Source organism: Shewanella sp. DAU305, from assembly GCF_026802235.1.
GTDB lineage: Bacteria > Pseudomonadota > Gammaproteobacteria > Enterobacterales > Shewanellaceae > Shewanella > Shewanella baltica.
Window position 1 is genome coordinate 2,803,428 of record NZ_CP113808.1, and the last position, 12,497, is coordinate 2,815,924.

8 protein-coding genes are annotated in these 12,497 nt (G+C 46.7%); 3 read left to right on the forward strand and 5 right to left on the reverse strand.

Annotation, left to right across the window (positions count from 1 at the left end; genetic code table 11):
- Positions 1 to 25: 25 nt before the first annotated feature.
- From nrdA to ubiG, 3 genes are all read right to left on the reverse strand, one after another.
- A complete protein-coding gene (gene nrdA, locus OX890_RS11905) occupies positions 26 to 2,314 on the reverse strand; it encodes a class 1a ribonucleoside-diphosphate reductase subunit alpha (protein WP_006081730.1) in 2,289 nt (762 codons plus the stop codon).
- A gap of 526 nt (positions 2,315 to 2,840) precedes the next feature.
- Entirely contained in the window at positions 2,841 to 3,512 is a 672-nt protein-coding gene (locus OX890_RS11910; protein WP_268649260.1) for an HAD family hydrolase, read from the reverse strand.
- 1 nt (position 3,513) lies between these two features.
- A complete protein-coding gene (ubiG, locus tag OX890_RS11915; RefSeq protein WP_006086768.1) occupies positions 3,514 to 4,224 on the reverse strand; it encodes a bifunctional 2-polyprenyl-6-hydroxyphenol methylase/3-demethylubiquinol 3-O-methyltransferase UbiG in 711 nt (236 codons plus the stop codon).
- A gap of 385 nt (positions 4,225 to 4,609) precedes the next feature.
- On the opposite strand from ubiG, the gene gyrA reads away from it, so the two are divergent.
- From gyrA to OX890_RS11930, 3 genes are all read left to right on the forward strand, one after another.
- Complete coding sequence (gyrA, locus tag OX890_RS11920) at positions 4,610 to 7,360, forward strand: DNA gyrase subunit A (protein ID WP_006086767.1); 2,751 nt, start codon at positions 4,610 to 4,612, stop codon at positions 7,358 to 7,360.
- A 136-nt stretch (positions 7,361 to 7,496) separates the two neighbouring features.
- Positions 7,497 to 8,588 (forward strand): 3-phosphoserine/phosphohydroxythreonine transaminase, encoded by a 1,092-nt coding sequence (gene serC / locus OX890_RS11925; protein ID WP_006086766.1) that lies wholly within the window; start codon positions 7,497 to 7,499, stop codon positions 8,586 to 8,588.
- 362 nt (positions 8,589 to 8,950) lie between these two features.
- Positions 8,951 to 9,871: a LysR family transcriptional regulator gene (locus OX890_RS11930; RefSeq protein ID WP_268649261.1), complete on the forward strand. Its 921-nt coding sequence runs from the start codon at positions 8,951 to 8,953 to the stop codon at positions 9,869 to 9,871.
- Here the strand turns inward: OX890_RS11930 and OX890_RS11935 are convergent.
- The gene (locus tag OX890_RS11935) at positions 9,868 to 10,764 is read right to left on the reverse strand and encodes a YjjW family glycine radical enzyme activase (RefSeq protein WP_268649262.1); all 897 of its coding nucleotides are present in this window, start codon (positions 10,762 to 10,764) and stop codon (positions 9,868 to 9,870) included. The genes OX890_RS11930 and OX890_RS11935 overlap by 4 nt on opposite strands.
- Positions 10,736 to 12,298, reverse strand: coding sequence for a YjjI family glycine radical enzyme (locus OX890_RS11940; protein ID WP_268649263.1), 1,563 nt, complete (start codon positions 12,296 to 12,298; stop codon positions 10,736 to 10,738). The genes OX890_RS11935 and OX890_RS11940 overlap by 29 nt, the downstream gene beginning before the upstream one ends.
- Positions 12,299 to 12,497 lie beyond the last annotated feature (199 nt).

Here is a 12,497-nt window from a genome sequence, read left to right on the forward strand (position 1 = left end):
GTAAGAGCCGCGTTAACGTTAAAGACTAGATTTTACACGCGCCGCCGGCGCAACCATCATCTTCTTTCTCTAAATTGGTGATGTCATCGTGTGAATCCGACGCACCATCGCGAGTGTTATGGTAGTAAAGCGTTTTCACACCTAACTTGTAAGCATTGAGCAAATCTTTCAGCAAGGTTTGCATCGGTACTTTACGGCCTTCAAAACGTGAAGGATCGTAGTTAGTGTTGGCCGAAATCGCTTGGTCAACGAACTTCTGCATGATACCCACTAGCTGTAAGTAACCGTCATTGCTTGGCATTTTCCATAGCAATTCATAGCTATCTTTCAGCGTATCGAAATCTGGTACAACTTGCTTCAACTGACCGTCTTTGCTCGATTTCACGCTGATAAGACCACGTGGTGGCTCGATACCATTGGTCGCATTGGAGATTTGCGACGAGGTTTCTGATGGCATTAATGCCGACAGCGTTGAGTTACGTAGGCCATATTGCTTGATATCGCTACGCAGTGATTCCCAGTCTAAGTGCAATGGTTCTGCACAAATTTTATCTAGGTCGCGTTTGTAGGTATCGATTGGCAAAATACCTTGAGAGTATGTGGTCTCGTGGAATAACGGACACGCACCTTGCTCTTTGGCCAAGTTCATTGAGGCTTTCAGTAAATAGTACTGAATCGCTTCGAAGGTTCTGTGGGTCAGCTCGTTCGCGCTGCCATCGGAATACTTCATGCCATTTTTTGCTAAGTAGTTAGCAAAGTTAATCACGCCTATGCCTAAGGTACGGCGATTCATCGAGGCAATTTGCGCGGCCTTGATGGGGTAATCTTGATAATCCAACAGGTTATCTAGTGCGCGTACGGCGAGGTCGGCTAATGGTTCAATATCAGATAATTCTTTGATAGAACCTAAGTTAAGTGCTGACAGCGTACAAAGTGCGATTTCACCTTCTGGATCATCGATGTTGTTCAATGGTTTAGTCGGCAGGGCGATTTCAAGACACAGGTTAGACTGTCTGATCGGTGCGACTTTTGAATCGAACGGGCTGTGAGTGTTGCAGTGATCCACGTTTTGAATGTAGATACGGCCAGTTGAGGCGCGCTCTTGCATCATCAGTGAAAACAGCTCAACTGCCTTTATGGTTTTCTTACGAATGCTGCTGTCTTGCTCATATTGCACATATAAACGTTCGAATTCGTTTTGATCTTCAAAGAAAGCATCGTACAAGCCAGGTACGTCTGATGGGCTAAACAGGCTGATGTTTTCGCCTTTGATCAGACGTTGATACATGACTTTGTTCAGCTGCACACCGTAGTCTAAATGACGGATACGGTTGTCTTCGACGCCGCGGTTATTTTTCAATACCAGCAGAGATTCGACTTCTAAGTGCCAAATAGGGTAGAACAGGGTCGCAGCACCGCCACGCACGCCGCCTTGAGAACAAGACTTCACTGCGGTTTGGAAATACTTATAGAAAGGTAAACAACCTGTGTGGAAGGCTTCACCACCACGGATTGGGCTACCTAAAGCACGAATACGACCGGCGTTAATACCGATACCCGCACGTTGGCTAACGTATTTCACGATAGAAGAAGCAGTCGCGTTGATTGAATCTAAGCTGTCACCACATTCGATCAGTACGCAAGAGCTGAACTGACGCGTTGGCGTGCGCACACCGGCCATGATTGGCGTCGGTAGCGAAATCTTAAAGGTCGATACCGCGTCATAGAAATCTTTAACATATTTCAGGCGCGTTTCTTTTGGATAACGGGCAAACAAACAGGCCGCGACCAAAATGTAAAGGAACTGCGCGCTCTCATAGATTTCGTGCGTCACACGGTTTTGAACTAAATATTTGCCTTCAAGCTGTTTTACCGCAGCGTAAGAGAAGTCCATATCGCGCCAATGGTCGATATAGGTATCCATCACGTCGAGTTCTTCGCGGCTGTAATCCTGCAGAATGTGCATATCATACTTGCCAAGCTCAACTAACTTAGTCACGTGGGTATACAGTGCTGGCGGCTCGAACTGACCGAAGGCCTTCTTGCGCAAATGAAACACCGCTAAACGGGCGGCGAGGAACTGATAGTCCGGTGATTCTGGAGAAATTAAATCCGCAGCCGCTTTGATAATGGTTTCATGGATAGCTTCGGTTGGGATGCCATCGAAAAACTGTAGGTGCGAGCGCAGTTCAACTTCAGAAACAGAAACGTTTTTTAATCCCTTGGCTGCCCAAGTAATTACGCGGTGTATTTTTTCGAGATCGATATTTTCACGATCGCCACAGCGTTTTGTGACTGTCATAGTGCTATTCATTTGGAGATAGGCCTTGGTTCTTATATCTATTTAGGTGAGCAAGTTCACCGTACGTATCCTTGTAAAACAATCAATAACCGTCCCTTAAATACTGCTGACTGGTTGAAAACGAGTCAATTAAGCGGCGAGCTTCTAGTGTGTCTGATTGCTACCTATACACAAGATATGGTGTTTTAAATTATCTGGGATACAAGATAGTGAGGTTTGACCCTATTTGCAAGTCTGAATTCAGGGGACATCTTGTGGATAAGTTGAGGATAAGCTTTCGCGTTAGTAACGACTAACCTTGAAGCTCAATTTCAGGTTAGTGTGTCGCACTCATGGGGGATTTTTAGGCGATCTTTTCTTTAGATCGCGATCGCGCACAAGTGCCGATCTTTTATCCGCCGACCTTTCGCTGCCTGATTTTATTCTCAGGTAAAAATCAGGCAAACACACTTATGTGTGTCTGCATATTGGCTTTAGCAAAAGGTTTATCTTTGAGTGTCATGGTGACGTCTGTTCGCCGTTTTATTAGCGAGTTTTTCTAGGCCAATGCTTCGATTAATGCCTGATGTAACTCAGTTGGGCTGGCAAAGTGCGCGTGAGCTGGCCACTGCGATGGCTTGTCGTTGACACCCAGATAACCCCATAGGGCAACGCCGCCTAACATGCCCGCCGCCCTAGCTGCTAACAAATCCCGCTCGGCATCCCCAAGATACAAAATGTGCTCAGGTGCGCAGTTCAGTTGCTGTGCGCCTAACAACATAGGTGCCGTGTGGGGTTTTGGGTGTTTGGTTGAATCGCCACTGATGATAACGGGCATACGTAAGTGTAAATTCAGTTTTCGCAATAAGGGACGGGTAAAGCGCGCTGGTTTGTTGGTGATCACCCCAAACGGCAGCTGCATTAACTCGAGCCAGTCGAGTAATGCTGCAATACCTGCGAATAGCGCACAGTGATCGCCATTAATGCGCTGATAGTGGGCGAGCAGCCCTTGCTGAACTTGAGTACGAAGATCATCCGCCGCATTGGGTATTGCCGCATCGACTAAGGCAAAACTGCCGTGGGATGCGGCGTAGCGCATGGCCGCTAACGGCTGCGCGGCGATGCCGACGTCCTGAAGACTTAAATTGAGGGCTTGCACCAGATCCGGCGCGGTATCGGCTAAGGTGCCGTCGAGATCGAACAGTACGCCTTGGATCTGTACCAGACTCATATTAATCAACCTTACGCGTCGCTATCATGTAATTCACATCAACTTTAGGCGTGTATTTAAAAATGCCCGTCAGCGGGTTGTAGCTGATGCCCAATGCATCGGTACAGATCAGATCGGTATTGTCCACAAGCTCAATCAATTCCGAAGGCTTAATGAATTTTTTATGCTCATGGGTGCCAACTGGCAACATCTTCAGCAAATATTCTGCGCCGAGAATCGTGTGAACGTAGGATTTAATGTTGCGGTTGATGGTGGAGAAAAACACAAAGCCACCGGGTTTAACCATGTCGCAGCAAGCCTTGATCACCGATTGTGGATCGGGCACATGCTCCAGCATTTCCATACAGGTCACCACATCGTAATAGGCTTGATGATCTTGGCTGTGGGTCTCGGCGGTATTTTTTACATAATTAATGCTTACGCCGGTTTCGAGGGCATGTAGGCGGGCGACTTCTAAGGGCTCATCACCCATGTCAAGACCATCAACCTCGGCACCGATACGGGCCATGCTTTCAGATAAAATTCCGCCACCGCAACCAACGTCGAGCACTTTCTTACCGAAAATGCCGCCAGCAGTTTGATCGATATAATTTAAGCGCAGCGGGTTTAATAGATGCAGCGGCTTAAATTCACCGTTGAGATCCCACCACGTTTCGGCCATACGTTCAAACTTTGCGATTTCCTGTGGGTCCACATTGGTATTCTGATGCATGCTATTACCTGAAGTAGCTGTATTGTGCGGCTATTATAACGACTATGTTTGATAAACAAAGTGTTCGACTGAGCTAAGCCCTTGTGGTTGAGTGAATTTTCGGCAGTTTTCTGCTTTTATGTTAATTGTTGTGCTCTGTATCGACCTTTTACTTCATCCCTTTGACGATTTTTTCTCATCCTAAGCCGCGAATTTCAACGCTGGTTTATCGCTCAAACGACCAAATTGACAGTGTTTTCATCTATTAAGCCACCAGACTCTCAATTCGATAAGGATAGGTCTGGCGACATTAAATAACTGTGTTAGAATGCCAAATCACGTTTTTGGGCTAGGCAATGATACGGATTATACGTTGTCGGCTATTTTTCAGGGGAACGAGCAGTTTATGACTGATCTGGCATCATCTATTTCGCCAATTAATATCGAAGACGAACTAAAGAATTCGTACCTTGATTACGCCATGAGCGTTATCGTGGGACGTGCATTACCAGACGTGCGCGACGGCTTAAAGCCGGTTCATCGCCGCGTTCTGTTTGCCATGAGTGAATTGAAGAACGATTGGAACAAGCCTTACAAAAAATCTGCCCGTGTGGTCGGTGACGTCATCGGTAAATATCACCCTCATGGTGACTCTGCTGTTTATGACACTATCGTCCGTATGGCCCAGCCATTCTCACTGCGTTACACCTTAGTCGACGGCCAAGGTAACTTCGGTTCGGTCGACGGTGACTCAGCGGCGGCAATGCGTTATACCGAAATCCGTATGGATAAGTTAGCGCACCAATTACTGGCCGATCTTGAAAAAGAGACAGTGGATTTCGTCCCTAACTACGACGGCACAGAACTCATTCCAGCTGTACTCCCCACACGCGTACCTAACCTGTTAATTAACGGTTCATCGGGTATTGCGGTAGGTATGGCGACCAACATCCCACCACACAACCTAACGGAAGTCGTGAAAGGCTGTTTGGCACTGATTGAAGAACCCTCACTGTCTATTGAACAGTTGATGGAATACATTCCAGGTCCGGATTTCCCAACTGCGGCAATTATCAATGGCCGTAAAGGCATTATTGATGCCTATAAAACCGGCCGTGGCCGCGCGATCATGCGTGCACTGGCGGATGTGGAAACCGAAGATAATGGCCGTGAGCGCATTATCGTGACTGAAATCCCGTATCAAGTGAACAAAGCCCGTTTAATCGAAAAGATTGCCGAGCTGGTTAAAGATAAAAAGCTTGAAGGGATCAGCGGTCTACGCGACGAGTCTGATAAAGACGGTATGCGTATCGTTATCGAAATTAAGCGCGGTGAAGTGGGCGAGGTGGTATTAAACAACCTGTATGCTCAAACGCAAATGCAGTGTTCTTTCGGGATTAACATGGTGGCCCTGACCAATGGTCAGCCTAAACTGTTTAACCTTAAAGAAATGCTCGAATGCTTTATTCTGCATCGCCGTGAAGTGGTGACGCGTCGTACCGTATTTGAACTGCGTAAAGCCCGTGAGCGTGCCCATATTTTGGAAGCGCTGGCGGTTGCACTGGCTAACATTGACCCGATTATTGCACTGATCAAAGCCTCACCAACGCCTGCGGATGCCAAAGTGAAATTGGTTGAGCAAGGTTGGGAATTAGGCCACGTTCAAGGCATGCTGGAAAAAGCGGGCGATGACGCCGCGCGTCCTGAGTGGTTAGAGCCACAATACGGTATCCGCGACGGTCAATATTTCCTGACTGAGCAACAAGCTCAGGCGATTCTAGAACTGCGTTTACACCGTTTGACCGGTCTTGAACACGATAAGATCATTGCCGAATACGAAGAGCTGCTCGAATTTATTGCGGGTCTGCTGTTTATTCTGCGCAGTCCTGAGCGTTTGATGGAAGTCATCAAGGAAGAATTAGTTCAAATCCTTGATGAATACGGTGATGCTCGCCGTACAGTCATCAATGCTAACGAAGTCGATATGAGTCTTGAAGACTTGATCAACGAAGAAGACGTTGTGGTGACACTGTCGCACTTAGGTTATGCCAAGTATCAACCCTTGACCGATTACCAAGCCCAGCGCCGTGGTGGTAAAGGTAAAGCGGCAACTAAAGTAAAAGACGAAGATTTCGTTGAAAAACTGTTAGTTGCCAATACCCATGACACCATTTTGTGCTTCTCTGACTTTGGTAAGATGTACTGGCTCAAAGTGTATCAATTGCCATTAGCGAGCCGTACGGCACGCGGTCGTCCAATTGTTAACTTGCTGCCGTTATCCGATGGCGAGCGCATTACTGCGATTCTACCAGTACGTGAATACGCGGCTGACAAGTACATCATCATGGCGACCTCACACGGTACTGTGAAGAAAACCGCACTAACAGCTTATAGCAACCCACGTGCAAACGGCATTATCGCCGTTAACCTCAAAGACGGTGACCAACTGATCGGTGTCGATATCACTAACGGTGATGACGAAATCATGTTGTTCTCGAACGAAGGTAAAGTGGTTCGCTTTGGTGAGAAAGTCCGTGATTCTGAAACAGGCGAAGTGAAAACCGATCCTGAAACTGGTGAAGAAGTCTTGTCCTTACGTCCTATGGGCCGTACTGCAACAGGCGTTCGTGGTATCCGTTTAGAAGAAGGTCAAAAAGTTGTGTCGCTTATCGTACCCAAAGGCGATGGCGCGATTCTGACTGTGACTGAAAACGGTTACGGTAAACGGACTCAACTGTCTGAATACCCAGCGAAGAGCCGTGCGACTAAAGGTGTGGTTTCTATCAAGGTGAGCGAACGTAACGGCGCGGTTGTTGGCGCAGTGCAAGTGGGTCTTAACGACGAACTGATGCTCATCAGTGATAAAGGCACCTTAGTGCGTACACCTGCGGGCGGCGTGTCTATCATTGGCCGTAACACGCAAGGTGTGACGATTATTCGCACCGCGGGCGACGAGAAAGTGGTTGGCCTGCAACGTATCGACGAAATCCAAAGTGATGAAGATGAAGTCGAGCTGGATGAAAACGGTTTACCGATTGTTCCTGTCATTATCGAAGGCGAATTAGCCGACGAGGCTCTTGATGAAGAGCTGGATGACGAAGAAGAGTTGGACGAAGATGAAGACGAGCTTGCTGATGATGAGCAAGACGAAGAGTAATTAAGTGTCATATTAACGAGCGTCCAATTGGACGCTCGTTTTTTTAATGGCATTGATTGTTGGTAGCATTATTCGTTTTAGAATGGTTTCGTATTTATCAATACATACATCATGGTTGGGATTAAGGAGAGTGTCAGTGAGCGCGATTTATAATTTCTGTGCTGGACCTGCAATGTTACCCGCAGCGGTAATGAAAAAAGCACAACAGGAATTACTTGATTGGAATGGCCAAGGCGTTTCCGTGATGGAAATCAGCCACCGAAGTAAAGAGTTCATCGCGCTGACCGAGCAAGCCGAGTCCGATTTACGTGAACTGATGCAGATCCCTGCAAATTACCATGTGCTATTTATGCACGGCGGTGGTCGCGGACAGTTCTCTGCTGTCGTGAATAATTTTCTCGGCGAGCAGGGTAAAGCCCTGTATTTAGTCAGTGGTCAATGGTCATCTGCCGCGTTAGCAGAAGCGCAGAAACTGGCGGGTGAAGCACAGATTGATAGTCTGAATATTGTTGAAAAACACAATGGACTCAATGCGGTCGTCTTACCTGACTTACATAAAATCGATGCCGATTATCGCTATGTTCACTACTGTCCAAATGAGACAGTAGATGGTATCGAAATTTTTGACGAATTAGACTCACCTTGGCCGATTGTTGCCGATTTATCATCAACAATTATGTCCCGTGAAATCGATGTCAGCCGCTACGGCTTGATTTACGCCGGTGCGCAAAAGAACATAGGTCCATCGGGTCTATCGATAGTGATAGTACGCGATGACATGTTAAAACTGCCGAGTTTACCGCAGTCGTCCATCATGGACTATCGTCTAGCCGTCGAGCATGATTCTATGTTCAACACGCCACCAACCTTTGCTTGGTACCTTGCCGCTGAAGTCTTTGCTTGGCTGAAATCGACTGGCGGTATTTCGAGTATTGCGAAAATTAATCAACAAAAAGCGCAGATGTTGTATCAATGCATTGATGGTAATGCTTTCTACCGTAATGGTGTTGTTGCAGCGAATCGCTCACAAATGAACGTGACCTTCCAGTTAGTCAACGAAGCGCTCGATGGTGAGTTCTTAAAGCAAGCACAAATTGCTGGACTCGTGGCCCTCAAGGGTCATCGCATTGTCGGCGGCATGCGTGCTAGCCTTTACAATGCGATGCCACTCGATGGCATAGTTGCCTTGGTCAAGTTCATGAACGAGTTTGCGGCGAAACATAGCTAGGCTTAGCTATCTATATAGTCACTCACTAGCTTGCGGCGCTCAGTGCCTAGGTTTTGCTGCCTGCATATAAACGTTATGTTTATCATCAGCTAGCCATTCCAAGTTAGCTATCCAAAGTTAGACATCCCAAAAGCGAATGCTCAAATGCATTCGCTTTTTTGTTAGCTTTAATTTATCGACAATGGCGTCAAGCAAGATGACGTTGAGACCAGATGCCTTCAAGAACACTCGCTGTGAGAAAGCCTGTGAGCTGACGCGCATTACTGAGTAAGATGCTGGGTTAGTTGTATGTTATTGTTTATCATGATTAAAAGAACGTATCTTTAGATGCGTATACACGATAAATCAATAGGATGTCACCGATGGATTTGGCCAAGCTTTCGCGTATTAGTATGAAGCATTTGATCACTTTGCATGTGATGCTCGATACCTTGAGCGTAACCGCCAGCGCCGAACGTTTATGTCTTAGCCCCTCATCCGTCAGTAAAACCTTAAGCCAGCTCAGGGACAGTTTGAACGATGAACTGTTTTATCGTAACGGCAACTCACTGGTCGCAACCCCATTGGCAAGACGATTAGGCCCAAGCGTGCAGCAAATGATCAATGATATGAATCAGATCATGAGTCAGGATGCGTTTAACCCTGCCCATTTTGAGGGGCGTTTTTCACTTGCGATGCGCGAAAGCACCTTTGAACTGCTGGCCGCCAAATTAAGTGCCCATATTCTCAATTTGGCCCCCCATATTCATCTCGATATTTATAGCAAAGACAATATTGGTTTTGATGGACTCATCAAAGGCTCGTTAGATTTTGTGCTGTTACCCCACGATCTGAGCCAACCTAATTATCTTCAAGACGATCTGGTGTGGGAAACCTTGTTCAGCGATGAAATGGTCTGTCTGATGAATTCATCCCATCCATTAGCTAAGCAGTCGCAGATCAGCTTCGATGACTACCTGAGTTTTAGCCATATTGGCATTACGGACACAGATTTGAGTACGCCTTTTTTTGATATTTTGCTCGCCCAGCAATCTAAAAAACGCGCCGTACCCATTTCGGTCCCTGATTTTGGTAGCGCAGCGTTAATGTGTCACCACAGTGAACTGCTTTTCACCTGCTCGCGCCGCTGGGCATCTATTGCCAGCCAAGCTAAAGGCTTAACCGTTAAATCTTTACCCATAGAATATGGCAAAGTGGCTTACAGCCTCGTTTGGCATAAACAAAGCATGAAAGATCCCGCACTGCGCTGGCTGTACGAGCAAATTTTGCTTTGCAGTCGCTAAATATAGCAAGAGGGTAAGGTAAGATTGGTGACGCCTCGCTTTGCAAGCGTTGCGGCTAAGCGTTCAATATCGGCTTGTTTACAGCTTGGCCAATTTAGTGCGTCATCGACAACACCATGATGGTGAAAGGCATTTAACTTAACTCGCGTATCTGGGCCTAGCAGAAGTAAATAGGTCGCTAGTGCGTCTATTTCTTCCTCGTAATCCGTTATGCTCGGAATGTGCAGCAATCTCACCTCATACAGTTTTTGCTGTTTAGCCAATAGCTGAATGGATTTGAATACCGCATGGTTATCTCGCCCGGTAATATACCTATGGGTATCTTGCTGCCATGCTTTAAGATCCACCATAGCGCCATCTAAAAACGGCAGTAGTTTATGCCAACCCGTTAGACTCAAACTGCCATTGGTGTCGAGCATGCACGTTAAGTGTGATAACGGCTTTGAGGCCTTAATAGCTTGAAACAGCGCAATAATAAATGGCAGTTGCAGACTCGCTTCGCCGCCACTCACGGTAATACCATTAATAAAGTGACGCTTACTGTGCAGAATCCCTAGTATTTCCTCAACTGTGTAATGCGTGACCTTAGGGCTCGCTTGTTTCGGGCACACGGCAAGACAGGTATCGCATTGGCTACAACGCTCACTATCCCAGCTAATGCGAGGCTTATTATTGAGGTTTATCAATGTCAGCGCATTGTCAGGGCAGGTGGCGACACAATCGCCACAAGCATCGCACAACCCTATGGTATGTGGGTTATGGCAGTTTTTGCATTGATAGTTGCAGCCTTGCAAGAATAACACGAGCCTGCTGCCAGGCCCGTCAACGCAGGAAAAGGGCAATAGCTGACTAACCATTACTTGCCTATTCAAAGACACAAGGGGAGTGTTCATGGGCTATGACTCGTGCTTGGCGTTGTAATATCCCTGTATTAACCGCCGCTTCTGCGGCTAAGCCTGTGGTATTGAGGCGTGAGCCACATTGCTTAAATGCTTCAATGTCCGAGCGTTTTACCATATAGCCGGTCACGCGCATTAAATCGTTAGAGGCCACATTGGCGGTAAATTCCCTAAAACCTAACTCAAGCGCCGCTTTACACAGTTGGAACATGGCTTGGGGATTGGATTTTACGGTTTCATCGATAGTCAAAATATCGCTAATCCCCGCCGTATAAAACTGATGATGTTGCGCTAAGGCTTGAATGTGAGCGATGGGATTAGGTTCAGTACCATAGGGAATGCGAACACCTGGGGTCACGTCTTTGTCGATACTGATGCCGCCCTGTGAATGCAGCAGTGCTCGCCCATGGTAACCGTGCGCGACGGGTGTGGATTTCACTATGGCATCGAGCGTGGCAGAAATACGATAGCCCAGCTGATTTGCATCCATTTCATGGCCATATTCAAGACCATTGCTAGCTCGTTTAGTTTGCTTAACTTCTCCACTGGCTGTTAATGATTGCAGAATATTTACCGCTTCCGCCATACCGTAAATGCCAAACATGGGCGCAAAACGCGACTCATCAATCAATTGTTCTTTAACTAAAAAGCTGTCAAAGAAGTGTGACTCTTGATGCAAAAATGCCGAGCGCGCCTCGATAAGTTCGAAGGTGAGCGAGCAGTAATTTGGCAAGACAGAATCAAAGAAATCACTAATCGAAGTGGCCTTTAACGCAACTTCTTTAAGATTGAGCCGAACTAAGGTATTGGCGCCGCCCGCTAACGGCAAGGCATTGTAGCAACTGACAATACCAAACCCACGTGCATCAAACGCGCTGGCATGCAGTGGATAATTTGCGATATGCGGCTTACTGCACTGACAAATATTGGTGGTGGCGAGCAGCAACAAATCATCTGGCGTAATGGCTGGGTCGTACATAAAGGTCAAATTGGGGGCAACTTGTTTTAATTCGGCATCAATGCGCAGTAGGGTGCGGCAAACTAGGTTATCGGTCGGACCAATATTGACGTGCATAAAGGCGTCTGGCAGCGTTCTGTCGAGCATGATCCAGAACAGTTTAAGTTTACGATAAAGTACCTCTGCATCCATTCCTTCGGTGAAAGGCATTAATATTTCATCCAGCTGACCTAGATACACTGGAATATTAGTCACAGAAGGCACGTGGTGATAAAGGATGGTTAAAGCATTGAGGGCTTCATCTAAATCCTGCGCTGGTGAAAGCTCTAAATATTCAGAGCCTTGCTTTAGATAGCGGGCATAATCTGGCAACACATAGCGCGGTTTAAACGGCGCATGGCCTTCAAACATATCGCAGATAATGCCGTCATTCATCGCCGCTTTTGCTTCAGTCGATATCGGCATGTAGGGCAAACTCGCCTCTGCCTCTAACGCTAAATAGTTGGATTTTTGCTTAGGTGAAAGCTGCGGATTGGTGACGATTTGCACTAATTTATCTTGTAATAGCATGGCGGAATATCCACAAGTTCTATAATGACTACTAATCTACTGGGCGGATCTGGCTTTAAAAAGTGAAAATAGCCGCAGCCCTGATTGATGAAATGGAAATCCGCCGACCGAGGTCACAATTTGTGGTTTCTTGCGATAAAGCCGCGATGTCAAAATCATTAGAATGTGGTTTTACGATTGAAAATAAATGCTTGAAACA